The organism is Ignavigranum ruoffiae (assembly GCF_900110675.1).
Classification (GTDB): Bacteria; Bacillota; Bacilli; order Lactobacillales; family Aerococcaceae; genus Ignavigranum; species Ignavigranum ruoffiae.
Map to the genome: position 1 here is coordinate 1 of NZ_FOEN01000001.1, position 26,169 is coordinate 26,169.

22 protein-coding genes, 2 pseudogenes and 1 other annotated feature are annotated in these 26,169 nt (G+C 38.7%); of the genes and pseudogenes, 20 read left to right on the plus strand and 4 right to left on the minus strand.

Annotated features, from left to right (window positions below):
- Positions 1–1,058, minus strand: a pseudogene (locus BMX34_RS09905) (hypothetical protein); the annotation flags it as partial.
- 93 nt (positions 1,059–1,151) lie between these two features.
- Positions 1,152–1,562, minus strand: a complete 411-nt coding sequence (locus BMX34_RS09910; protein WP_143440710.1) for a hypothetical protein — start codon at positions 1,560–1,562, stop codon at positions 1,152–1,154.
- Between the two features lie 136 nt (positions 1,563–1,698).
- Here BMX34_RS09910 and BMX34_RS09915 point away from each other — a divergent pair, with 136 nt between their 5' ends.
- The 17 genes and pseudogenes from BMX34_RS09915 to BMX34_RS00085 all read left to right on the plus strand — a co-directional run bounded on the left by BMX34_RS09915 (position 1,699) and on the right by BMX34_RS00085 (position 19,855).
- Positions 1,699–2,271, plus strand: a complete 573-nt coding sequence (locus BMX34_RS09915; protein WP_143440711.1) for an LPXTG cell wall anchor domain-containing protein — start codon at positions 1,699–1,701, stop codon at positions 2,269–2,271.
- 89 nt (positions 2,272–2,360) lie between these two features.
- Positions 2,361–3,632, plus strand: coding sequence for an accessory Sec system protein translocase subunit SecY2 (gene secY2 / locus BMX34_RS00015; protein WP_159428793.1), 1,272 nt, complete (start codon positions 2,361–2,363; stop codon positions 3,630–3,632).
- A gap of 12 nt (positions 3,633–3,644) precedes the next feature.
- Positions 3,645–5,180 (plus strand): accessory Sec system protein Asp1, encoded by a 1,536-nt coding sequence (gene asp1, locus BMX34_RS00020; protein WP_092569491.1) that lies wholly within the window; start codon positions 3,645–3,647, stop codon positions 5,178–5,180.
- Positions 5,164–6,690: an accessory Sec system protein Asp2 gene (gene asp2 / locus BMX34_RS00025; RefSeq protein ID WP_092569493.1), complete on the plus strand. Its 1,527-nt coding sequence runs from the start codon at positions 5,164–5,166 to the stop codon at positions 6,688–6,690. Before asp1 ends, asp2 begins: the two co-directional genes overlap by 17 nt.
- Positions 6,683–7,684 carry an accessory Sec system protein Asp3 gene (asp3, locus tag BMX34_RS00030; RefSeq protein WP_159428794.1) on the plus strand — a complete coding sequence of 334 codons (1,002 nt, stop codon included), beginning with the start codon at positions 6,683–6,685 and terminating at the stop codon, positions 7,682–7,684. The genes asp2 and asp3 overlap by 8 nt, the downstream gene beginning before the upstream one ends.
- Positions 7,677–10,053: pseudogene (gene secA2, locus BMX34_RS00035) on the plus strand (accessory Sec system translocase SecA2). Before asp3 ends, secA2 begins: the two are co-directional and overlap by 8 nt.
- Before the next feature lie 14 nt (positions 10,054–10,067).
- Positions 10,068–11,570 (plus strand): accessory Sec system glycosyltransferase GtfA, encoded by a 1,503-nt coding sequence (gene gtfA / locus BMX34_RS00040; protein ID WP_092569502.1) that lies wholly within the window; start codon positions 10,068–10,070, stop codon positions 11,568–11,570.
- Positions 11,563–12,933, plus strand: coding sequence for an accessory Sec system glycosylation chaperone GtfB (gene gtfB, locus BMX34_RS00045; RefSeq protein WP_092569504.1), 1,371 nt, complete (start codon positions 11,563–11,565; stop codon positions 12,931–12,933). Before gtfA ends, gtfB begins: the two co-directional genes overlap by 8 nt.
- Positions 12,920–13,087 carry a hypothetical protein gene (locus BMX34_RS09680; protein WP_159428795.1) on the plus strand — a complete coding sequence of 56 codons (168 nt, stop codon included), beginning with the start codon at positions 12,920–12,922 and terminating at the stop codon, positions 13,085–13,087. Before gtfB ends, BMX34_RS09680 begins: the two co-directional genes overlap by 14 nt.
- Positions 13,088–13,291: 204 nt before the next feature.
- Positions 13,292–14,314 (plus strand): rod shape-determining protein, encoded by a 1,023-nt coding sequence (gene mreB, locus BMX34_RS00050; RefSeq protein ID WP_092569506.1) that lies wholly within the window; start codon positions 13,292–13,294, stop codon positions 14,312–14,314.
- Between the two features lie 14 nt (positions 14,315–14,328).
- Complete coding sequence (gene mreC / locus BMX34_RS00055) at positions 14,329–15,174, plus strand: rod shape-determining protein MreC (RefSeq protein ID WP_092569508.1); 846 nt, start codon at positions 14,329–14,331, stop codon at positions 15,172–15,174.
- Positions 15,174–15,716, plus strand: coding sequence for a rod shape-determining protein MreD (mreD, locus tag BMX34_RS00060; protein WP_092569510.1), 543 nt, complete (start codon positions 15,174–15,176; stop codon positions 15,714–15,716). Before mreC ends, mreD begins: the two co-directional genes overlap by 1 nt.
- A gap of 93 nt (positions 15,717–15,809) precedes the next feature.
- Complete coding sequence (locus BMX34_RS00065; protein WP_159428796.1) at positions 15,810–17,192, plus strand: TrkH family potassium uptake protein; 1,383 nt, start codon at positions 15,810–15,812, stop codon at positions 17,190–17,192.
- Positions 17,193–17,267: 75 nt separating this feature from the next.
- Positions 17,268–17,342, plus strand: a sequence feature (ribosomal protein L21 leader region).
- Positions 17,343–17,379: 37 nt separating this feature from the next.
- A complete protein-coding gene (gene rplU, locus BMX34_RS00070; RefSeq protein WP_092569514.1) occupies positions 17,380–17,688 on the plus strand; it encodes a 50S ribosomal protein L21 in 309 nt (102 codons plus the stop codon).
- Complete coding sequence (locus BMX34_RS00075; protein ID WP_092569516.1) at positions 17,688–18,035, plus strand: ribosomal-processing cysteine protease Prp; 348 nt, start codon at positions 17,688–17,690, stop codon at positions 18,033–18,035. Before rplU ends, BMX34_RS00075 begins: the two co-directional genes overlap by 1 nt.
- Positions 18,036–18,049: 14 nt before the next feature.
- Positions 18,050–18,334: a 50S ribosomal protein L27 gene (gene rpmA, locus BMX34_RS00080; RefSeq protein ID WP_092569518.1), complete on the plus strand. Its 285-nt coding sequence runs from the start codon at positions 18,050–18,052 to the stop codon at positions 18,332–18,334.
- 336 nt (positions 18,335–18,670) lie between these two features.
- Positions 18,671–19,855, plus strand: coding sequence for an acetate/propionate family kinase (locus BMX34_RS00085; protein ID WP_092569520.1), 1,185 nt, complete (start codon positions 18,671–18,673; stop codon positions 19,853–19,855).
- 238 nt (positions 19,856–20,093) lie between these two features.
- Here the strand turns inward: BMX34_RS00085 and pepF are convergent, their stop codons facing one another.
- Positions 20,094–21,887, minus strand: coding sequence for an oligoendopeptidase F (pepF, locus tag BMX34_RS00090; protein WP_092569522.1), 1,794 nt, complete (start codon positions 21,885–21,887; stop codon positions 20,094–20,096).
- Between the two features lie 205 nt (positions 21,888–22,092).
- On the opposite strand from pepF, the gene pepT reads away from it, so the two are divergent.
- From pepT to pyrR, 3 genes are all read left to right on the plus strand, one after another.
- Positions 22,093–23,316 carry a peptidase T gene (gene pepT / locus BMX34_RS00095; protein WP_092569524.1) on the plus strand — a complete coding sequence of 408 codons (1,224 nt, stop codon included), beginning with the start codon at positions 22,093–22,095 and terminating at the stop codon, positions 23,314–23,316.
- Positions 23,317–23,498: 182 nt separating this feature from the next.
- Positions 23,499–24,992: a YfcC family protein gene (locus tag BMX34_RS00100; RefSeq protein ID WP_092569526.1), complete on the plus strand. Its 1,494-nt coding sequence runs from the start codon at positions 23,499–23,501 to the stop codon at positions 24,990–24,992.
- A 123-nt stretch (positions 24,993–25,115) separates the two neighbouring features.
- Positions 25,116–25,646, plus strand: coding sequence for a bifunctional pyr operon transcriptional regulator/uracil phosphoribosyltransferase PyrR (gene pyrR / locus BMX34_RS00105; protein WP_092569528.1), 531 nt, complete (start codon positions 25,116–25,118; stop codon positions 25,644–25,646).
- Between the two features lie 187 nt (positions 25,647–25,833).
- Here the strand turns inward: pyrR and BMX34_RS00110 are convergent, their stop codons facing one another.
- Positions 25,834–26,130, minus strand: a complete 297-nt coding sequence (locus BMX34_RS00110) for a hypothetical protein (protein ID WP_092569529.1) — start codon at positions 26,128–26,130, stop codon at positions 25,834–25,836.
- Positions 26,131–26,169 lie beyond the last annotated feature (39 nt).

Here is a 26,169-nt window from a genome sequence, read left to right on the forward strand (position 1 = left end):
ACTTCAATATCGGATTCCGAATCATTGAGTACATCAATCTCAGATTCTGAATCATTAAGTACTTCAGTATCCGATTCTGAATCATTAAGTACTTCAGTATCCGATTCTGAATCATTAAGTACCTCAGTATCTGACTCTGAATCAATAAGTACCTCAGTATCTAGCTCTGAATCATTAAGTACTTCAGTATCCGACTCTGAATCGTTGAGTACGTCAATTTCTGACTCTGAATCATTAAGTACCTCAGTATCGGATTCTGAATCGTTGAGCACATCGATTTCCGACTCTGAATCATTAAGTACCTCAGTATCGGATTCTGAATCGTTGAGCACATCGATTTCCGACTCTGAATCAGTAAGTACTTCAGTGTCCGACTCTGAATCGTTGAGTACGTCCATCTCAGATTCTGAATCATTAAGTACTTCAGTGTCCGACTCTGAATCATTAAGTACTTCAGTGTCCGACTCTGAATCGTTAAGTACTTCAGTATCCGACTCTGAATCATTAAGTACCTCAGTATCGGATTCTGAATCGTTGAGCACATCGATTTCCGACTCTGAATCATTAAGTACCTCAGTATCGGATTCTGAATCGTTGAGCACATCGATTTCCGACTCTGAATCAGTAAGTACTTCAGTATCCGACTCTGAATCATTAAGTACGTCAATCTCAGACTCTGAATCATTAAGTACATCAATCTCCGACTCTGAATCAGTAAGTACTTCAGTGTCCGACTCTGAATCGTTAAGTACGTCAATTTCTGACTCTGAATCATTGAGTACATCCATCTCCGACTCTGAATCATTAAGTACTTCAGTATCAGATTCAGAATCGTTGAGTACCTCACTCTCCGACTCTGAATCAATAAGTACTTCAGTGTCCGACTCTGAATCGTTAAGTACGTCAATTTCTGACTCTGAATCATTGAGTACATCCATCTCCGACTCTGAATCATTAAGTACTTCAGTATCAGATTCAGAATCGTTGAGTACCTCACTCTCCGACTCTGAATCAATAAGTACCTCAGTATCTAACTCTGAATCGTTGAGTACGTCCATCTCAGATTCAGAATCGTTGAGTACCTCACTCTCCGACTCTGAATCATTAAGTACTTCAGTGTCCGACTCTGAATCGTTAAGTACGTCAATCTCTTATTCGACATCAACGAGCTTGTCAGAATCAGCCAGCACCTCACTATCTAATAGTGTAGTTGTCTCTGAATCAGCGAGCACCTCATTATCTAATAGTGTAGTTGCGTCTGAGTCAGCTAGCACTTCACTATCTAACAGTGTAGTCGCATCTGAGTCAGCGAGCACCTCATTATCTAATAGTGTAGTTGCGTCTGAGTCAGCTAGCACTTCACTATCTAATAGTGTTGTCGCCTCTGAATCACTAAGTATCTCATTATCCAATAGTGTGGTGGCTTCAGAATACTTAAGTACTTCGATTGAAAATTCTGAATCGTTAAGCACATCAATCTCAGCTTCGACATCAACGAGCCTATCAGACTCAGCGAGCATTTCACTATCCAATAGTGTAGTCGCATCTGAGTCAGTGAGCACCTCATTATCAAACAGTGTCGTAGCTTCTGAATCAGCCAGCACCTCATTGTCTAATAGCGTGATAGCCTCCGAGTCAGCGAGCATCTCTGAATCAAACAGCTTGATCGCCTCAGAAATCGCGAGTGCATCAGCGTCAATGAGCCTGTCTGAGTCTATCAGTACATCGTTAAGTCAATCGGCTTCTACTACACCAAGTGAATCAAATAGTCAGTCAGTAAGCCTATCTGAATCTGAATCCATGAGTGCGTCAATCTCAGCGTCCTTAAGTAATTCAGTTTCAGATAATCCGAACCCATCAATGAGTGAATCAGCATCGCTAAGTTTATCAGCCAGCAATTCGCTTTCCGTATCTCTCAGTGATTCTGCTTCAATAAGCCTGTCACTTAATGAGTCTAATTCCGTTAAACCAAGCGAATCAATCAGTAGCTCAACCTCTGAGCTGCCTAGCGAATCTAATACAGAATCAGCGAGTCTCTCTGATTCTCAATCTCTAAGTGAGTCAGCTAGTCTGATCGACTCCACCTCAAATAGCTACTTTGAATCCAATTCTTTACCATCAGTGGAATACCAAGGTATGGCCTTACCATATACGGGTGAAGATAATGGAAACTTAGGACTTTACGGAGCAATATTGACTGGATTAGGATCTTATGCACTTCTCTCAAAGAAAAGGAAAGATTTAAATCGTGGTGAAGAAGGACAACGTTAGTCATTAAGCTTTAATAAATACACGAAGAGACTATCTTAATTAATAAGACAGTCTCTTTGTGTTTATTATGATTGGAATGAATGTTTGCTATGAAAAAGAACCAAATAACTTTGAATTCAGCTTTAAAAAAGAGATTTATTTGTTTATTGACCATTGTTATGATCTACCGCCTAGGCCAAAAAATTCCCTTGCCTTTGTTAGATGTTCAACAGCTGAATCAGAATAATGCCAATAATGATATTTTCTCTATATTTGTAATATTAACCGGGGGGAATATGGATAATTATTCCTTGTTTTCGGTGGGATTAGCTCCTTGGATGACGGCCATGATATTATGGCAAATCTACTCACAGAATAAAAAGAATCAATTAAAAAGATATCCAAAAGATAAAATTGATTTAATTAAATATATCATTTGTTTGCTGATTTCAACGTTTCAATCGGTCGGTGTATATATCATGATTGAAAAAAATAAACTATTGATTGATACTGATTATCCATCGATTTGTACTTTATTGATCCTAGTCATTGTTCTAACTAGTGGTACCTTTCTCTTAGTCTGGTTGGCTAATATCAATACAGAATATGGCTTTGGTGGTATTTCAAGTTTAATTGGAGTCAATGTCATAGTTAGATTTGCAAATAATATTTTTCATATGTTGGTGCAAGTCTCTACATCACAGGACTTATATTTTCAAGTTTCAATAATTCTGATAGCTCTTTTGTTAACCTTACTTTTTCCTGTCTGGATTTTTATTCATTTAATTGAACGCAGATATCCATTAAAAAGGCCAATGATAAATAATAAATATGCCCAGCGAGCCTATATTCCAATTAAGTTGAATACAGCGGGAGCCATGCCGATTATGTTTTCGATATCTTTCTTCATGATTCCCCAATATTTATTAACCATCCTGAATTATATTTTCCCCAAAAATCAAGGGTTGCAATATGCGATGGAACAGATGCGTTTAACAAAACCGTTAGGAATTGTAGTCTACCTATTACTGTTATTTATTCTTTCAATGGGATTTTCGTTTCTGAATTATAATCTGTCAGATTTAGTTGAATCATTGCAAAAAAATGGTGATTATCTATTGGATATCAAACCGGGTCGAATGACTTATCAATTTTTATCTAAGCGATTGCTTAAGTATTCCCTGATTGGTAGTGTATTGCTCATTTTGATATCAGGACTGCCTTTATTGATTTCGCTGGAGAATCCTGACTTATTGAATTTTACCATGTTGCCTGGTTCGCTATTAATTTTAGTTTCAATATTATTCAATTTAATCCAAGAATACGAATTATATCAAATGTCCAATTTATACCAGCCTTTATTTACTTTTTCTAAATTATAAAAGAGGGATAATATGTATATCTTTGTACCGGCACCTGATCAAGAAAATCCTTGGCATTCACCGAGTTTGCCTCATTTTGAGCCAAATAATAGTATGATCTTTGACTCTGTTTTAGGTCGTGCCCAGATGTTTCATCAGTTAGGGGAGGACACTTTACTGTTAATACTGAATTATGCGCCACACTTACGATTGTCCTTGAATAATTACCGTATGACTGGGGTCAAATATATATCATTCTTTGATTGGTTACAAGGATTTGAAGATCGATTGAGTCAGCCGATTCAGCTTGAAGACTTGTCATGGCCTCCAGAATCAGAACTAATTTATACACCTTATCATCTCTTAATTAAGTCTTGCGGACAGATTTATGCTCAAGTCAATTTTAGTCATCAAGGCACCATCATTTATATTGATTTTTTTAGTCAGGGAAATCTAGAGCAGAGAGTTTATCTGGATGATCGTGGTTATTACTCAATGACTGAGGACTATCGAGCGGGAGAAGCAATTCGACGTGTCTACGTTGATCATGCCGGTAAAGAAGTTCTCGTTCATCATCTAGAGAATGATTCTTGTGAATTGACTAAGCCTTATTTGCCATTAGGGTTTCATCGACACTATGCACACTTGAAAGATTTATTAGCAGACTATTTAGATTATGTTATGGCTGAAGCGTTTAGTGTCGAAGATATATTGATTGTTAGTTCACATCAGGCTCACAATGATTTGTTTATCCCATTCTCTCAGCACCGTAAACTCGTTTTCGCTTTTTCATCTTTTGATAGGCAGGCGATTAAAGATTTGTCTGACATAGCCGGAAATCATAAAATCTTGTTCCTAGTTGATAATCAGTCGCTAAAATCGCAATTAGAAGCAGAGTTTTCTCAGTTAGCACAAGCTGACTCGACCAATGAATGCTTAGTCATCCCAGCTTTTGATAGTCGTTTTGAATTAGGAAAGAGCTCACAAATCAGAGAAAACGAGATCATTGTTATTGTTGATAATATGCCTGAACAAGCCGTTCAAGAAATGATTCGATTGCTCAAAACGTGGTTACCTGATGAGAAATATGTATTAAATTTTATTAGCTTTTCAACGAAGCCTAAGTTCAAGCAACTCATAAATCAATGGCAAGCAGAGCATTCAGCGGAGCAGGAAATTAACGAACTGGTCTTAGAAGAAAGTGAAGAAATCATTCATTGGCATGAGATCAGGGATGACGCTGTCTTTATGAAATTAATGGCTACAGCGCGCATGATGATTGATGTCGGAACGGTGCCCCAAGCTTATGCCCAAATGGCCGCTATCAGCGTGGGAATTCCTCAGGTGAATCGACAGTCTAGCGAATTTGTCCATCATGGTAAAAATGGCTATCTCATTGATGATCTAGGTCAGCTTCCTCGGGCAATTAGTTATTTTACGGATGACTTAGAGAAATGGAACCAAGCTTTAATCTATAATGTCCGCTTGATTGAGACCTACGGCAGTCATCAGCTTGTCCCAGCCTTAAAGCAGAAATTCGAGGAGTATTTCTATGATTACACCCATTAACGTATTACAGATTGGCGAGGGAATTTGGTCTGTCCCGATATCTTATCAAGAAGTATTAAAATGGACCCAATGTGGTTCAGATGATTTGACCAATTTAGTGGCCGAGGATCGCCAGTTTGATTTAATTATTCTTGAAGAAGCTCTTGAAGATCAGACTTTTGCCATCTTACCCTTGTTAGCCAGTCCTTACCGAGTTTGGATAGATCGGCAAATTGTTAGTGATCTATCGATAGCTGGTCAGCTTTTTTGCCAGAAAATGCAGGCACGTATTGAGGATTTTCGCGCTAAGGATACCTTAATCGAGCAAATCGTTCACTCTTATTTTCCCCGTCCATACGGTGAAAAATTAAAAATGAATACCATCTTCTTTAATGAGCAGTTGGTGGGTAGCAAAGTTTACTATGGCAATAATTACATCAATATCTCAGGGATTCAAACCAAAGATTATGTACAGATTGCAGGGTGGAAACAAACAATCTATAAAGATCCCAATCGTAACTTAGAATTTTGGCTAGAGTATATTGGACCTGCTGGCTTATCTCTTCAACTGAAAGTTTATGAATGGGATCAATATGGCCATCTCTTACAAGAAATTAATTTAGCTCTTTCAGGTCGAGATCCTCTCATCGTCGAGAGCAAACGATATCAAGACGGAACCTATCTTACGGTGAATTTATGGGGTCAAGGGCAGGGCGACCTCTGCTTGGGTGTCCTCCACTGGCGTCATAGTTTAGAGAATGGTTATGCTTTTATTCCAGGAGGTCAGCGGTTTGTGGCAAAAGACCGAAGTGAATTTTTTTATTACTTTTCTCCTGGAAACCTAAAACCTCCTTTAAATGTTTATTTCTCTGGATACCGGCCTCAGGAGGGTTTTGAAGGTTACTTTATGATGAAAGATTTAGAGCATCCTTTTATTCTTTTCAGTGATCCAAGGGTTGAAGGGGGGGCTTTCTACCTTGGCTGTTCAGATTATGAACAAGCTATCTTGCAAGTCATTCAAGGCCAGCTCAATCAATTAGGCTTCAAAGCCAATGATCTAATTCTTTCTGGATTATCGATGGGAACGTTCGCTGCCCTTTATTATGGTTGTCAACTTCAACCACACGCGATTATTATTGGGAAACCTTTAGTGCATATTGATCTAATAGCTCGGCGCACGGCTTTAGAAAGACCCAATGACTTTCTTACGATTCTGGATATTGTGCAAAGAAATCAAGACTTCATTGCTGACGAGTTAGATCCAGATTTAGATCAGAAATTGTTTGAGAAATTAGATCAGGCGCAATTGAGCCAGACAATCGTTGCCATCGCTTATATGTTACAAGATGATTATGATAATCAGGCCCGAAACCAATTGTTGGCCCATCTATCTAAACAGGGAAGCCATATCATCACCAAAGCGTTAGAAGGACGGCATAATGATGATTCTCCTGGTATCTTTGAATGGTTTATTAGCCAATACCGGCGTATACTCGCTAATGATTTTAGAGAGGAGGAGGCAGATGACTAGGGTACAGATTCCTTGGGGGAGTTTGCATCGATCTTCTTTATTATATGGCAGTCAAATTCAGTATGTGGCAGAGAACAAGGTTATCTTCCAGAATACTAATTTACCTTCAGGGATAGCCATTCATCAATGGCATTCTTCCTCGACCTATTATGTTGATAAAAAGGTTGCCAGCTTGCCTTTATTAATTCCTGGTCAACTTTATCGAATAGGTTTACAAGCTCAAAGCCAACCAAATCATAGTGCTTATCTTCGCCTGAAATTCTTCGATATGAGCGGTGACCTCATTGAAGAAAGCTATTTACGTCAAGATTCATCGGAATTTACTTATCCAGAACAAGCCAGTTTTTATCAGATAGACTTATTAGCAGCGGGTTTGCAGCGATTAGAGTTTCATTATTTGTGGATCGAAACAACAGACTCAGTAATGAAGCAAACTAATCAATTCTGGTCACTCGATCAAGAATTGACCGGCTTTGGAGAAAGGTTTGATGACATAGAATGGCAGCGACCTGTGCGTCTAATCTTTCTAGAACCGTCTCATTCAGTGAATCAGAAGTCGATTCATCCAATTATGATCAAATCAATCAATGGGATAGGACTGTCTTTCTCAGAAAATCAATGGTACAGTGATCAGATGTTTGAGCACTTGATGAAATTGGTTTTATTTATCCGGCAACATCAAGCTAAGCTTCGATTTGTGGGTTATGGACCTTATAGTAATTGGTTGGCAGTTTATTATGCGACGATGATTGAGCATGATGGATTAGAAATTAGTTTTGACCGCTTTTCTTGGCAAGAAAATGCTAATTTATACCAGCAAATACACCATCACCCTAAACCTGACTTTGACCATATTCAAAAGAGCTATCAGTTTGCACATTTCTTTGGTTATCAAGGACAAACATCGATTTCCAAACAATATGTTTTTAGTCGCTTGCTTGATTATTCAGTGAATTTAATCTTTATGTTAGAGGATGAGGCGAATCATGGCTAGAAATCAAAATATATTGAGTTTTAATTATTTTCGCTTACAGAAAGTTAGGCGCAGATTAAAGCAAGTGAACCGCTGGCAAAAAAAGATGCGGGATTGTTCAGATACAGAGCTTCAGCAACAGACTAAAGATTACCAAGCAAGGATTCAAGCGGGCGAGAGCTTAGATGATTTATTACCTGAAGCCTTTGCAACAATGCGCGAAGCGGCTTATCGTATATTGGGGATGTTTGCTTATGATGAACAAATTTTAGGTGGCATCGTCATGCACCAAGGTCAAGTAGCAGAAATGTTAACCGGTGAGGGCAAGACTTTGACAGCTTTATTCCCACTTTATCTCCATGCCTTATCTGGCAAGGGGGCCATATTAGTTACGGCCAATGAATATTTGGCCGTGCGTGATGGCAAGGAAATGAGTCCCGTCTTTCGATGGCTGGGGTTAACGACAGCTATCGGTGTGAAAGAAGATAGCAAAGAACCTGATTTTACCGCTGTTCAAAAGAAGAATATTTATAGCGCTGATGTCGTCTATACAACATACAGTACCTTAGGTTTCGACTATTTAATCGAGAATTTAGCCAGTGAACAAGAAGATCAATACATGCGTCCCTTAAATTTTTGTCATCATCGATGAAATCGATTCGGTTCTTTTGGATTCTGCTCAGATGCCTTTAATTATTTCGGGTTCCCCTAGGGTTCAATCCAACTTATATCAACTCTCGGATCAATTTGTCAGAATGTTAGAAGAAGGTCCAGATTTTCGCTTAGATGAAGAACGGGAATCCGTATGGTTGACGGGTCGGGGAATTCAACAAGCCGAAGAATATTTTCAAATCGATAATTTATATCAAAGTAAATATAGCGAACTAAATCGCCATATTCTTCTAGCACTCAAAGCCCATCACTTATTCGAAGAGCATCGAAAATATATTATTGATCAAGGGGAAATTACCTTATTGAATGAAAGTTCTGGTCGTTCCTTACCCGGGACTCGGCTTCAGGCTGGTCAACATCAAGCCATTGAGACCAAAGAATCAGTCAAGTTAACCCAAGAGAAACGAGCCATGGCCTCGATTACTTATCAGAATCTATTCAAAAAATTTAATAGAATGTCGGGCATGTCGGGGACGGTCAAGGTCAGTGAACAAGAATTTAATGAGGTGTATGGTATGGAAGTGATAGCGGTTCCCACCCATCGACCTGTTCAACGTATTGATTATCCTGATCGTATCTATCCAAATTTAGAAGAGAAGATTCTGGCCTCCGTCAAGTTATTGGAAGAAGAACATCACACCGGACGGCCAATTCTGTTAGCCGTCGGCTCTGTTGCCATGTCGAGACTTTATTCTAATATTTTATTACAGAAGGGCATCCCCCATAATGTCCTGAATGCCTATCACATCGCGAAGGAAGCTGAAATCATCGCCATGGCCGGCCACAAAGATGCCGTAACCATTGCGACACCGATGGCTGGTCGGGGCACTGATATTAAGTTAGGACCAGGGGTCGCTGAACTGGGAGGCTTGCTGGTTATCGGCACAGAGAAGATGGTTTCTCAGCGGATAGATTTACAATTAAGAGGCCGGTCAGGTCGTCAAGGCGATCCAGGAGCCAGTGTCTTCTTTGCCTCTTTGGAAGATGACCTGATTCAAAAATGGGGCCTGGTTTCGGATAAAATTCTGTCGAGAAATATTCAGCGAATGAGCCGGTTTAAACGTGGAAAGTATCAGCGACTACTCAACCAAGCTCAAGCGGCCAGTGATTCACATGCTAAAGAAATTCGTCAACAAGCTACGTATATGGATGAAAGTCTTTCGCTTCAACGCGATATGATTTATCGAGAGCGAGAGATTTTGTTAAATGAAGATCATCCGATTCCTTCTCATCAATTACAAGCGATGGCTGAACAGGTGTTTCTAAATTTCCTTGAGAATTCAGTTATTAATCGGCAGACGGTTCAAAATTTTATCGCGTCACATTTAACCTATGAATGGCTAGATCTTGCTGATGAAATTGATTTTAGTGATCAGCTCAGTGTCAAAAATTACTTAATCGAGATTTTTCAATCTGAGTTAACTAAGAAACGCAAAGACCTAAAATCTGACCATGAATATCATGATTTCGTTCGCAAGGCTCTACTTAAAGCGATTGATGTGGGTTGGATTGAGCAAGTAGACTATTTACAACAATTTAAACAAGTTGTAGGTACACGACAATTGGCCCAGAAAAACATTCTCTATGAATATCACTCTGAAGCCTTGAAAAGCTATGAATGGATGTGTGATTATATTTATCAGAAGGCGGTTCGTTATCTATGTTTGAGCTATATCGATACCAATCCACTCGGTGAGATTGTTGTACATTTTGCTTAATTATAGGAGGAGTTATGACAGTCTATAATTTTAATATGGGAATTGGCTGGGCCAGTTCCGGGGTTGAATACGCCCAATATTATCGGAGTTTAGCTTTTGATTATTTAGATGTTGATGCAAAGTTTATTTTCACTGATTTAATATTAAACGAGAATATTCAAACCTTGACAAGCAATATGGGGTTTAAAGACCAACAGGTGATTTGGTTATATCAAGCCTTTTCAGATCTGCCGATTGAAGCCTCATCTTACCGGCTTGATCAGGTTTTGGCCCAATATGTTCAACAACCGATTCGTTTTGAAAGAGCCGCAAATATAATCCGTTATTATTTTAATGAACAGGGAGACTTTCTGACTTGTTATCTTAAGAAGGGCACGAAAGATATTGTGGATCGGGCCGAATTCGTTTCCCGAAATTGTTTAATTCGAAAAGATTATTATGCCAGCCAACTTTATTTGAGTGAATATTATGTTCCTAAAGATAATCAAGCTAAAGTGCGTTGTCGTCAATTTTATAATCAGGATGGCTCGATATCTTTGACTGAAATCATTGATGAAGATAAATCAATTTATCGAATTGATCAAGAGATTTTCTATTCGAAGGCAGAATTAGTGGGCTATTTTATCCTAAATTTATCGTTAACCGAACAAGATATCTTGCTGATTGACCGCAGTGCTGATATTGCTGAACCGATCTTTAGATATCATGGGCCGGCCAAGGTTGGCGTAATTGTCCATGCAGACCATTTTAGCGAACCGAATACAACGGACCAACGAATATTATGGAATAATTATTATGAATATCAATTTATGAATGTGGAAGAGGTTGATTTTATCGTGTGTGCCACTCGGCCTCAAAGTCAACTCTTAGCCAATCAGTTCTGGCATTATTATCAGAAAAAGCCGCTGATCTACACGATTCCGGTAGGAAATTTATTGACAATTAAATCAAATCATAATACGCGTCAACCTTATGCTCTGATCACAGCTTCAAGACTTGCTAAGGAAAAACATATTGATTTAATCATCGAAGCGGTGGTCCAAGCTCGTCGACAGATTCCTCAACTTCGCCTAGATATTTATGGAGAAGGTGGCGAAAGGAGTTCGCTCGAAGAGTTAATTAAAGCTAAGCATGGGCAAGATTATATCCATCTCAAAGGGCATCAAGATTTAAATGACATATATCAGTATTATCAAGCCTATGTTTCAGCTTCCATGTCTGAAGGCTTTGGCTTGACCCTGATGGAGGCGATTGGATCAGGCTTAGCCATGATTGGGTTTGATGTTCGTTATGGTAATCAGAATTTTATTCGTCCGCAGGAGAACGGATATTTATTAGCCTTGGGTGATAAATCCAGACCATATTTTATCGACCAGTTGAGCCAAGCGATCATTCAGTTGTTCTCTGTTGATTTACCACAGATGCAAGCGCGATCTTATCAGTTGGCGGAAGAATTTACCTTAGAAAGAGTCGCAGGAATGTGGCAAGACTTAATCAAGGAGGTTATTCATGCTTAATATTGTAGATCAATTTGGAACGGCCTCGCGTATCTTCTTGACGAGTATGTGGCAAGCTGGATTTAACCATCCCACTTTAGTTCTTGAAGATGATGGTTACCTGCCGGAGAATGTATTCTCTGTTTATCAGTATTTTATGGGTGAGATTGATCAAAACTTTAATTTGAATCAGCAGATACGTACAGCTCGACCTCTTTATTTTAACGAAGTACCGGTTCCTCGTTTCTGGGAAATTTCGGCCGACAACCACTCAGGGCAAATTCATGAGGGACATCATTTGCGAGGCAAAATATTTTATGCTGAACCCTTGCACTTACGCCTAGTTAAACGGGTCGACTGGTATGACGAGACTGGAAATGTACGCTTAGTCGATTGTTATAACAAATTTGGCCGTAAGTTTGGTGAAATGATTTTTGATGCCGATCAAAAACCGGTTCACACGATTTATTATCATCTCGATGGATTCGAGGTGATCGTCTTCAACCATGTGACACAAGATGTCATTTTGAATTACCAGGGGCAAACCTATAAATTTAACGATTATCTTGCATTAGTTCGCTTCTTCTTAGATGAATGTGCAATTAATCAAGAAGAAATTATCTTTAATAGTTTAAGTTATTGTTTCTTTGTCGCCCATACACGAAAACAAGCCAAGCGCAATATCTTATTCTGGCAAGAAGGGATTGGCGACCATTTACCGGGCAATATGCTTACCATGCTGGCCAGTAATCACTATCAAAGCGATATTATTATAGCAAATCCTGTAACTTATCAGAAGATTTTGTCTTTAGTCGATCCAGCGTATCAGCGGAATATTCACTTATTAGGCTATTGTTACCCTCATGCTATCAAGGTCAAAAAAGGACAAAACATCTTAATTTTCACCAATTCGGATCAGATTGAACAGCTTGATAAGATTGTTCATGCTCTCCCTCAATTAGAATTCCAGATCGGAGCCATTACCGAAATGTCTAGTAAACTAATGGCCTTGGAACAAATTGAGAATGTCCAACTCCATCCTAATCTAACTCAGGATAAGATTAACGAGCTATGGGAGCATGGTGATATTTATTTAGATATCAATCGAGGCAATGAAATTTTAGCCGCTGTTGAAACGGCTTATTTACAGAATTTAGTGATTTTTGCTTTTGAGGAAACCATGCATAATGGTGATTATATAGCTGGTCAACATCGATTTAGACTTGACCAGGTGGATCAACTAATCGAAAGATTAGATCAAGTAAGTCAGGATGATCAACAAGCCCAACTAGCCCGTGACAGACAAAGAGTTCATGCCAATGAGATTTCAGTCAAAGAATTCCAGACTGGATTGAAAGGAGTCTTGCAGCGTGAAGAAGCCTAAAAGTCAGCTGGATCATATTATTCAAGAACAGTTAAATGATTTAAAAAGTAAAAAAGTTAAACCTGAAGAAAAGAATTCCCACTATTTTATCAAAATTTTTGGTGGTTTAATTTTTCTAGTGGTGGTTGTTAATTTACTATTGAATATTTTGTAGGCAGGGCTCATGATCGTAGCGATAAGTTTCTGACGATTTAACGGTGTATACGATTTAGCCAGAAAATATGCTAAAAATTATTTGTGATTCGTTAAAATTCATCTTATAATAAGAGACTGTGATAATAAGTCAGGGCTCCACTAGCAATTTTTGCTCGGGATTTGTTATAATAAAACGGTATAGTTATTAGGAGGGAGTTGAATCATGTCAATATTTTCTAAACAACGGATGGGAATCGATTTGGGGACAGCTCAGACGATAATCTATTTGGAAAATAAGGGGATTGTTCTTCGTGAACCAACTGTCTTAGCTCGCAAAACTGATAATCAAGAGATTGTCGCTTTTGGCAAAGAAGCCCAAGACTTGCTTGGCCGGACTTCCGATAAAATTGAATTAGTCCATCCGATTCAGAACGGTACGATTCACTCTTTCAGCTTAACGAAGGAACTCTTGGCCTACTTTATTAAGAAAATGGCTATCCGCCGGATTGGTCGACCTGAAGTCGTGATTGGGGCGCCTGGTCAGATTAGTAAGGTTGAACGCAAAGCCTTGGTCGATGCTCTTCGTGAACTTGGTGTGCATCGAGCTATGATTGTTGATGAGACTTTCGCAGCTGCCTTAGGGGCTAACCTGGCAATTTATGAGCCTAGAGGGCATATGATTGTCGATATTGGGGCTGGCACGACGGATATTGCTAGTATTTCCTATGGGGAAATTATTGCAAATCAAACACTTATGGTGGCGGGTCAACAAATGAACGATAATATTATTTCTTATATTCGTGAACGGACGAATGTCTTGATTGGTCAGCAAACTGCCGAAAGGATAAAACAAGAATTAGGAAATGCGTATTACCAGAATCAGGAAATTGAGCAGACTATGATCATTTCAGGTCAAGGACTGGCTTCGGGAATTCCTGCCGAAATAGAGGTTAAAGAATCTTTGATTGCTTCAGCTTTAGATGAAATCATTCATCAAGTTGTTCTTGCTATGAAAGAGGTGCTCAGCCATACACCTCCGGAGTTATCGGCAGATATCTTTGCCGAAGGCATATATTTATGTGGCGGAGGCGCCCTGTTGAACCGTCTTCCTGAACGTTTACAAACTGAGATTGGCGTACCTGTCAACCTGGTGGATAACCCGCTTGATGTGGTGGCAATTGGGGCGGGAGAACTGGTTAAGAGAATTCATGACTATGCCAGTTTAGCAGAACGATATCAGGCTTAGAAAGAGGTATATAGATGTTTGATAATAAGAAGATCATCGGCTTGCTACTATCTGGGATAGCGATTGTAAGTTTGATTGCATATAGTATGACCACACCGACCAATAATGTTGTTCTATCAGCAGTAAATGATACGGGTGCTTGGGTTGGACGACTCTTCTCTGAACCCGTGAATGTGGTTGTTCGCTTTGTTAATTCTGTTGATACATTGATTAATACATTTGAGGAAAATCAGCAATTAAAGCGAAGTATTGATCAAGTCGATCAATTACAAGTTCGTTTGTCAGATTTAGAAGCCGAAAATGAAAAACTCATCCAAGAGTTGGACTTAAAGAAAGTCTTAAGTCAATTTGATACTGTTTCGGCCACGGTAATCACTCGTAATCCTGATCAATGGATGGAAACCCTTGTCATCAATGTCGGATCGAATGAAGGTGTCAAGACCGACATGGCTGTAATGTCAGGTAAAGGGATGATTGGACGAATTGTTGAAGTCAATCCTAATAGTTCAAAAGTTCTTTTATTAACTTCACAGCAACAGAATGCGGGCAAAGTATCTGCTCGCGTTCAAATTGGTGATGGCAAATCGGCCAATGGGATTGTATCGAGTTTTGATACTAAGACTGGTTACTTCAAGATGACCCAGATTGATCCTAATGCACAGATTAAAGTTGGCGACCGCGTTATTTCTTCTGGATTGGGTGGAATTATCCCTTCAACGCTCTTAATTGGTGAAGTGGCTTCGACCAAGAAAGATGATTATGGTCTATTCCAAGAGGTAGAGATTAAGCCAGCAGGGGAGATGACTGATATTCGCTTTGTTACTGTCATTATCGGCTCTGGAAATCGTGGTGAAGAATAATGGCAAAGAGAAAAGGACAAGGCTTGAAATGGACCGTTCCCTTAGTTTTGTTTTTAGCTATTATTATTGATGCCGCTTTACCCGGTATCTTTCCGACAGCTTTTTTAGGCCAACAACAGATCATTAGCTCTCACTTATTTTTATATTTTGTCGTGACCTTTGCTTTTTATTTCCGTGATGCCAATATTTTGATTAATAGTTTTATTATGGGTTTGTTCTATGATGCGTATAATACAACACTTTTGGGTCTAAATGCGCCTCTCTATCTTATTTGTGCTTATTTGATTCTTAAAGTCAAAAAGTATTTTCCCAAACAAGCTTACATTCATTATATGTTATTTGCGATTACAATTACGCTACTGGATACCTTGTTATATTTCTTCTATCTAGAAATGAATGTGGCAGCCATTTCATTAATTGATTTCTTGGTCAGAAGATTAACCCCGACTTTAATTTTTAATACCGTCCTAGCTATTATTGCCTATTTCCCAACTAAACAATTAATTCGCTGGCTCGGTTATCAAGATTTTATTATTGTTTAATAACCGGCTTTGCCGGTTAATTTTGTATCTTAGCGCTTTTAATGAATGAATTGCTGTAATAAACTCAGCTTTAATATAGGAAAGTAGATGACTATGAAGAAATTAATTGATAACATCTTAGGAACTGAAGCAAAGAAAATTGCGTTTAGTTTTTTTATAGTAATATTCACCGGAAGTGTCTTACTATCTTTGCCTATTTCTAATCAGGTAGGCTCACAAGCCAGCTATTTCGATCATTTATTTATGGCAACTTCTATGGTCTGTGTAACTGGACTCTCGACGGTAGCTGTCGTAGATACCTATACGATTTTTGGTCAGATTGTCTCCATGTTTCTGATGCAAATTGGTGGACTGTCCTTAATGACTTTTGTCTCCATTAGTTTTTATTATTTAAGGCATCATGTCTCCTTGAAGAATCAATATTTGGTTCAGAGCACCATTAACCGTAAGTCGAATTATGACTTGAAGGATTTTGTTCTGACAATGTTGAAATTCACTTTTATGATTGAGGGGGGACTCGCGGTCATTCTAGCTACCCAGTTGATTCCAATTTATGGTGTGTTTAAGGGAATTTTTTCCAGTATTTATATTGCAATTTCAGCTTTTAACAATGCTGGTTTTGATAATTTAGGGTCAACCAGTCTGTTACAATTCAAAGATAATCCAATCGTGCTCTTACCCATAGCGATTACGATTGTTTTTGCCGGTCTTGGCTTTTCGGTCTGGTATGAATTGAAGATTTTGAAGCGCAAATTCTTTACTGCCAGACCGATGTCATTAAAATTATTTTTACGTCGGATTAGTATCCACAGTCGAACGGTAATTTTAACGACATTCTATATTTTGTTAATTGGTACAATTTCTTCTTGGTTATTAGAGTTTAATAATCCTGAAACGATCGGTAATATGTCAATATTGAACCAAGGAGTTAATTCTTTCTTTCAAACTGTGACCATGCGGACTGCTGGCTTTGCTTCTTTAAATTATCAAGAAACTCACCGAGCCACTAATTTAATCTATATTATTCAAATGGTCATTGGGGGCGGTCCTGGGGGAACTGCTGGGGGAATCAAAGTGACCACCTTTGCCATTCTATTTACTTATCTAAGGGCAGAATTGACCGGACGGACTTATCTCACTATCTTTAAACGGTCATTGACCCACGATATTTTCCGGCGAGCTATGAGTGTCTTCTTCTTCTATAGCTTCGCCTTATTAATTGGTTGGTTCCTCTTACTCTTGTCCAATCCGCGCCTAGATTCATTCGATTTACTCTTCGAAGGGGTCAGTGCCTTAAGTACAGTGGGAGTCAGTGCCAATCTGACCGGATTGTTAAATCGATTCGGTCAGGCAGTGATCGTGATGATGATGTTCTTGGGACGGGTAGGTCCATTAACGGTCTTTATGAGTCTTTCACTCCGTCAGCATCAGAATTCAGATATTAAATATGCAGATGCTGATTTGTTAATTGGTTAATTTCTTTAGTTTTTTGGACATTTAGGATTGACCGTCTGCCAGTATTCTGCTATATTATTAATGTTGTATTTGTGCACCCAACTGCAACCGCTCATGTTAAGTTTTAAGTGTTTGGTTGAACCACTTACCATGGCGAGTCTCGGTGTAGGAATTTTTTCCGAAAATTTATATTATAGGAGGTGCGTGAATGTACGCAATTATTAAAACAGGCGGCAAGCAAATCAGAGTTGAAGAAGGACAAACCATCTTCGTCGAAAAACTTGATGTTGCTGAAGGTGACAAGGTTGTTTTTGATCAAGTAGTCTTTGTAGGAGGAGAAACGCCAAAAATTGGTGCTCCTTTAGTCGAAGGTGCTTCTGTTGAAGCTACGGTTGAGAAACAAGGACGTGGTAAGAAAGTGGTAACTTTCAAATACAAACGTCGTAAAGATACTCATCGTAAACAAGGTCATCGTCAACCTTATACTAAACTTACGGTTAACGCAATCAAAGCTTAATGATCAAGATTTGTTTCTCATTAAGGGATAATCAGCAAATTAAACGGGTTGTGATAACGGGTCATGCGGGTTATGCTGATAGTGGCGAGGATATCGTCTGTGCAGCAGTTTCCAGCCAAGCAATCTCAGTAGAGAATTCGCTAGATCAAATTTTACAAATTCCGATGGACATTGAAATTAATGACCAACAGGGGGGCTATCTATCATTGGCCTTACCTGAAATCGATCAAAAGCATAAGATGGATCAAGCCCAACTGTTGTTACGGCATTTAAATCTAGCTTTTGAAGTCCTTGCTGAGAATTATCCTGAATATATAAAGATTAACTATGATAAATTTCAACCTTAAGGAGGTGCCAGGATATGTTAAAGTTAAATTTACAACTATTTGCAACTAAAAAAGGTGGAGGTTCTACTCAAAACGGTCGTGACTCCATCGCTAAACGTTTAGGCGCTAAAGCTGCTGATGGTCAAGCGATTCACGGAGGCTCAATTATTTACCGTCAACGTGGAACTAAAGTTCATGCTGGTAAAAATGTAGGCCGCGGTGGTGACGATACTCTATTCGCTCTAATCGACGGCGTAGTTCGCTTCGAACGTAAAGGTAAGAAAAAAACTCAAGTATCTGTTTATCCTGTAGAAGCTTAAGCTAAAGCATTGGCTGATATCGTTTCAGATCAGTCTGTAAGAACAATAGATTGAAAAGGGGCAAAGCTAGATGATCTGATGATCTAGCCTTGCCTCTTATTTTTTTGAAGAGTATGAAATAGAGAGGCAGAAAAGGCAAATCTGAATAAGTCCAAGCTGCTATCGCTTCAATAGGATTTTTCTGGCTAATTTGACCTACTGTCTTTATAGCAAGAGTTCATTTTGTCGTTGATAAGAATTAGCTAACTTAATAACTTTATTAGTTTTAGTTCGTGAAATTTTTTGGATTTATCGGTATAATATACCTATATTATTATGATTAAGGAGAATGAATGCATGTCAAAAACATTTGCAATTAATGCAGGAAGTTCTAGTTTGAAATTTCAATTGTATGCAATGCCTGAGGAAGAAATTCTGGCAAAAGGCGCGGTTGAACGAATCGGTTTGAATGATTCAATCTTTACCTTGAAATTTAACGGTGAAAAGTTTGAATTGGTTGAAGATATTCCTAACCATAAACGGGCTGTTGAAATCCTCTTTGAACAACTCGAAGCGAACCATATTGTCAATGATTTAAGTGAGATTACCGGTGTAGGCCATCGCGTGGCTGCTGGTGGCGAAATCTTTAAAGATTCAACTGTAATCAACGAAGAAGTTATTGAACAAATTGAAGCGTTGGGCGATTTTGCACCCCTTCACAATCCAGCAGAAGCTGAGGTCATCCGCATTATGAAAGAAAAATTACCTCAGGCTCATATGGTCGCTGTTTTTGACACTTCATTCCACAAAACACTTCCTCCAGTAAACTTCCTTTATAGTTTACCATATGAATATTATACAGATTTCTCTGTACGTAAATATGGAGCACACGGGACCAGCCATCGTTATGTATCCCGTCGTGCTGCTGAAATGTTAGGTAAGAATGTTGAAGACTTGAAGATTATTACTTGCCATTTAGGCAATGGCGCTTCAATTACCGCCGTCGATGGGGGTAAATCTGTTGATACTTCTATGGGATTCACTCCTTTAGCGGGGGTCCAAATGGGAACCCGTTCAGGAGATATTGACGTTTCAATTCTTCCTTTCTTAATGGATAAATTAAATCTGAAATCGATTGATGAAATGATTAATATTCTAAATAAAAAATCTGGAACTTTAGGGATTTCAGGGGTATCTTCTGATATGCGTAACGTTGAAGAAGCTGCTGCTGAGGGTAATGAACGTGCACAATTAGCTTTAGATATGTTCAATAATCGGGTACAAAAATACATTGGTGAATATATTGCAGTGATGAATGGTGTCGATGCGATTGTCTTCACTGCCGGTATTGGTGAGAATTCACCAGAAACCAGAGCGGCTATCATGGATGGTATCAGCTGGTTTGGCGGAACGATTGATTCTGAGAAGAACCAAACACGCGATGAAGCAATTATCTCTACCGACGATTCTAAGATTGCAATCTTAAATATTCCTACCGATGAAGAAGTTGAAATCGCCCGGGATGTAGAACGTTTGAAATAGGCTTATTTTGTTTGAGTCCCAAGGCTCAAAGTAAAGTTAATTAAATTCAAAAATCTTAAACAAGCAAATAATCCGAGTACTTTACTGGTGTCACGTTTTGACGGATACCAGTAAAGTACTCGGATTTTTTTATTTTAGTAGACAGGCGATCTTAATGTTTATCATCTTCTATTCTTGTAAACTATCAAGACTTTATTTTTACCGTTCATGCTTGAAAATATCGGTTATTTGTTTAAATTTAAACTAAGCTTTCAATTTGGTCTAAGAGTTGACTCACATATTGAATGGCTTGCTTAAGCGGTTCAGTCGTCGTCAAGTCTACACCGGCTAATTTAGCTAATTCGATTGGCATTTGACTGCCGCCTAATTTCAATACATTCAACCAGGCGTCTATCGCTGCTTGGTCATAATTTGCAATGCGTTGGCCGACTTGGGTACCGATGGCTAAACCAGCTGAATAGGTATAGGAGTACAGTCCATCAAAGTAATGTGGTTGACGCATCCAAGTTAATTCAGCACCTTCATTAATTTCAACGGCACCAGCCCAGAATTCTTCCAAGCTTTCACGGAAGAATTGATTCAAGCGGTCTGCATTCAGTAATTCACCACGATCTACTGCCTGATAGACTTTTCGTTGATATACTGCTTCGAGTAAGTGAGTGACCATATTGTGGTAGTAAGTGCTTTGAATAAAACTTGCGATTAAGGCCCGTTTTTCTTTATTATTGAGTGGCTGGTTTAATAAGTATTGACAGGTAATCACTTCATTACAAGTTGAAGGAGCTTCGACAAAGAACATGCTTGGTTCATTGACCAGATGAGCTTGATGCTGAGCACTTAAACTAAAATGACCGGCATGGCCGAGCTCATGAGCTAAGACAAGCGCTTCATTTAGCAAACCAGTCCAGTTCAATAAGATATAGGATGGTTTTTGATAAGGAGAAGCACAGAAGCCACCGGTAGATTTAGTTTGATTCATTGGATAGTCAATCCATCGATCAGCAAAAGCCTGGCTAATAATTTGATTGTGAGTTTGGCCCAATGGTTTCAGCGCATTCTGAACCAGTTGACGAGCCTTTTCAACAGTAACTTCGGCTACTTCATCCTGAGAGAACGAAGCCTTAATATCTGCTAAAGATATTTTTGCCAAACCATGTTCTTTGGCCATCATTTTGGCAAAGCGACGCATTACCGGCGCCCATTCATCCATTAAGGTATCAATAATTCGATGATAGGTTGCTTGAGAGACTTGTTGATTATCTAATAAATAGTCAAATACCGAATCAAAACCTCGGAGTGTCGCCATTTTTTTATGGGTTTGAACTAAGTTAATGTAGTTTCTAGCAGCGGTGTGTTGATATTTGGCTAGACCTTGATGAAAGGATTTCCAGGATTGATGACGTACTTCAATGCTTGAATGTGTTTCAAAGTTTCCTTCAAAGGCTGGGAAGGAATTTTGATAACTTTGTCCATCTGCTTGGAAATCTTCGAAGGTCAAATCTTCAAATTTGATGCTGGAGAAGATTTTTTCTTGGCCAAAGAGGGTTCCGGACAGGGCACCGAGGATACTTTCGGTATGGGCATCAAACAAATGTGGCCGTTGTCGTTCTAACTGATCGATATAAGCAACAAAAGGTTTCATTTCGGGCAGTAGTCTTAATTCTTGAAGAATATTTGAATTTTGGCTTAATAATTCTGGCATAAAGAAGGCAGTCTTCTGTTGGAATAGTTCTCCAAGCTCATCAGCCAGAATAACATTTTTTTCATTAATTTCTTGGGTGCGATCCACTGAATAAGCTAAGAAGCCATAAGATTGGGTCCAATTCGAAAGAATCGTTAATTGTTCCAAATCTAAAATAGCTTGACTTGCTACCAGACTTGAATCAATCTTTCCTTGGTACTTATTCTGAAAGTCATTTAAGCCGTTTTTTAAGCGAGCGACATCAGTTTCAAAGGCATTTTGGTCTGGATACAAATGACTGAGGTCCCAGGTAAGTTCAATGGGTAAATCTTCACGTTTTGCTAAAGCCATAATTATCTCCTTATCTCTATAAATCTTATACAAAGTATACCTGTTTTTGTGATCGCTTACAAGATTCTAAATAATCTAGCTGAGATCAGTTTTTAAGAAGACGACTATTGCTATTCAATAAAGTAATCCGTATACTTGCAATGGAAGCGTTTCATATAAAGAGTCACTGAATTTTTACATTAGGGTTTATATAAGGAGGATTATTGTGGATAAGAACTTAGAACGATTTTTTAGATATGTGGGTGTGGATACGCAAGCAAATCCAGCTGCTCGGACTTGTCCCTCATCACCAGGGCAGTTAACTTTAGCAAAGATGGTTGTTGAAGATTTGAAAGAGATTGGCATACAAGATATTAATTTAGATGAACATGGTTATTTATTTGCAACCATTCCGGCCAATGTTGAAGGGGTGCCGACTTTCGGTTTAATTTGTCATTTGGATACCGCACTGGAATTAGGCGGAAAATGTGATCATCCGCAAATCGTCGAATATAGTGGGGGAGATATTCGCTTAAATGATCAGTTCTCTATTAGCGAGAAGGAATTTCCTCAACTCAAAAATGTACTCGGACACACCCTGATTACTACCGATGGAACGAGTTTATTGGGAGCAGATAACAAAGCTGGGATTGTCATCTTATTAGCCGTGGCCGAACATTTATTAAGGCATCCCGAAATTCCTCATGGGGATATTCGTTTAGCGATTACTCCCGATGAAGAAATTGGTCGGGGACCTGAACGCTTCAATGTCGAGAAATTCGCCGCTGATTTTGCATACACTGTTGATGGTGGAGCGATTGGTGGGATGGAATATGAGAACTTTAATGCCGCTTCAGCCCATATTTCGATTCAAGGTAAGAGTGTCCATCCAGGTTCAGCTAAAAACATATTAATTAATGCATTGAGAGTAGCTTTAGAAATTGAAAGTATGTTGCCAGTTGAACAGAAGCCTGAGTATACGGAGAATTATGAAGGTTTCTTTATGTTAGACATTATTCAAGGGTCTGTGGATTCCGCTGAGATGGACTACATTATTCGCGACCATGATTTAAATAAATTTAAGGCAAAGAAAGACTTTTTACAATCGATCGTAGACTTCCTCAATAATAAATACGGTGACATTATTGAATTGGAATTTGAAGATTCTTATTATAATATGCGCGAGAAAATTGAACCGATGATGGGAATTATTGATATGTTAGCTCAATCGATGCGTGATGTCGGTGTTGAACCTGACATTAAACCGATCCGAGGAGGATCTGATGGGGCTCAATTATCCTATATGGGACTACCTTGTCCTAATATGTTTACCGGTGGCTATAATTTCCATGGTCGCTATGAATTCCTCTCAGTCGATGAAATGAATAAAGCGATTGAAGTCATTATCAAACTGGCAGAAAATAATGTTCACTGGCCGCACAAGATTTAGCGCAGTAATCTGCCTGGATGTAAGAATTTGATGAGGAATTATAATTAACCTGAAACAAAGCCAATGAAATAGGCATTTGATTATGAGAGGAAACATCATAATTGTTTTCTCTCTATAAGCCTATTGACACGCTAATGAAAACGCTTTATATTGAAGTTAGTTCATTAGAAAGAGGTAGTTTCATGGAAAAGACCAAAAAGAAAAAATTTAGGATTCCCTCCGCATTTTCGATCTTATTTATTCTTATTATTATTGTGGCTATTGTCACTTGGCTCATTCCAGCAGGAAAATATGATGTCAATGAGAGTGGTCAATATATAGCGGGAACTTATCAGGTCATTGAGTCAAATCCTCAGAGTATATGGGATATTTTCTTGTCACCAGTTTATGGGATGGTCGGCGGCGAGAAGAATCCTCTACCAGCCATTGGGGTAGCGTTCTTTATTTTGATGATCGGTGGTTTCCTCGGGATTGTCAATAAAACAGGGGCGATCAATGCCGGCATTAAATCAATTATTACCAAATACGAAGGCAAAGAGCAATATCTGATTCCGATTTTGATGATTCTTTTCGCCCTTGGCGGATCTACATATGGGATGGCAGAAGAAACCATGGTCTTTTATCCATTATTAATTCCAGTTATGGTCAGTGTGGGCTTCGATAGCCTTACAGCGATTGCGGTCATCTTACTGGGATCAGGCATCGGCTGTCTGGCTTCGACGGTCAATCCATTTGCTGTCGGTATTGCATCCGATATTGCTGGCATTAACATGGCCGAAGGGATCGGTTGGCGGGTCTTAATCTTTATTCTAACCGTGGGTTATACGATTTGGTTTGTCTATGATTATGCTGGAAAAGTTAAGAAGGATCCGAAAAATTCCTTAGTCTATGATAATTTGGCCAATGATTTAGAAGAGTTTAAAGTTCCAGAAGATATCAAACCGATGAATGCCAAACAAAAGGTTGTAATTCGCATCTTTATGGTAACGTTTGTTTTAATGATTGTCGGATTGATTCCTTGGGAGAAATTTGGCATTACTATTTTTACCGATATTAACAATGTGCTAGCCAATACCCCAGGTTTAGAAATTATCTTTAAACATATGACGCCAATTGGACAATGGTATTTGGATGAAATTACGGCCTTATTCTTTGTGTCAGCCTTAATTATTGGCGTTTATTACCGCTTTAGTGAAGATGAATTTATTAGCGCATTTATTGCTGGATGTAATGATATGACAGGAGTAGCTATTATCTGTGCGGTATCTCGGGGAATTCAAGTGGTGATGAATAATGGTCAAATCACTGCGACGGTGCTTCACTGGGGTGAAGGAGCCTTACAAGGACTTTCGCAACAAGTCTTTATTACCATTACATATTTCTTCTATTGTGGGATGTCCTTCTTGATTTCAGGTTCTTCAAGTTTGGCGGGTTCAACCATGGGACTCTTAGGCCCGCTTGGTGAATTTGCCGGTGTAGGTGCGGATACAGTGATTACTGCTTATCATACTGCTTTAGGGATTATCGGTTTAATTACTCCTTCTAGTGTCATCATGATGGCAGCTCTTTCTTTAGCCCATATTGATGTCACCGTCTGGTGGAAATTCTTAAGAAAATTTGTGGTAGTGATTATTGCCATCTGTCTGGGTGTCCTAATTCTTTCTACATATTTCTAATTACTTATATTAAGCCAAGGCTGAACGTGAGCGTTAACTATTTTGCTGGACAAAACAGCTCAGATAGCTCATTGTTTAGCCTTGTTTTTTTGGTATAATGGGGAAAGAATATGAGGTGAATTTATGGGAGCAAATGAATTAATGGACGCGAGTGCCATGGATCGGACGCTGAAACGGATTGCTCATGAGATACTCGAAAGAAATAAATCAGCTGACGATTTGGTCTTATTAGGTGTGAAAACACGGGGAGAATATTTGGCTCAACGTTTACAAAATAAAATCTTCGATATTGATGGGGTAAAAGTTCCTATTGAAGTAGTGGATATCACTTTTTATCGGGATGACTTAACTAAGAAGTCGGCAGATCCTCTAGTTAAACCAGTTCATTGGGATACTCGATTGACTGGCAAGAAGACCGTCATCGTGGATGATGTCCTATTTACTGGCCGAACGGTAAGAGCAGCGATGGATGCGATACTAGAACATTCACGTCCGGATTTAATTCAACTAGCAGTCTTGGTCGATCGGGGGCATCGTGAATTGCCAATCCGAGCTGACTTTGTCGGTAAGAATATTCCGACTTCACAATCTGAACGTGTTCAAGTTGAATTAGTAGAAGTAGATCAAGAGGATCGCGTGTTGATTATTAATTAAAGTTTATTCAAAATGCGCAGAAAGTCAGCGAATTAAAGTCATATAATAGAGAAAAACCTCAGGAAAACCAAATATTTTCCCGAGGTTTATTATTCGTTCATAGATATCTATACTTCTATGTATAAATCATCAAACCGATTTGAAATTAATTTTGCATCAGTATTATTAAAATTGTCGACAGGATGAATTATTGATGCTCATTCTTTTGATTTTGCTGATGTTCTAAGTGTAATTTTTTGAATACATAATAAATAAAGCCAAGTAATAGAAGCATAAATAGCAACCATATGAGTAAGAAAATAAGTTGCTGGTAAAAGAAAATAGCTAGACCAAGTAGGCCATAGATAAATAAGGTTACTGAAAAAAGCAGGATCACTTGAAAATGCTGGGCACCGACATAATCCATCAATGTTTTTTTGTAAAGAAAGAGACTCGCTGATATTATTAAACAGGTCAATGGAAGGGCAATCCAGATGATATTCATATGTTCCTACCTTTCAGGGATATTCTACTAATTATTTTA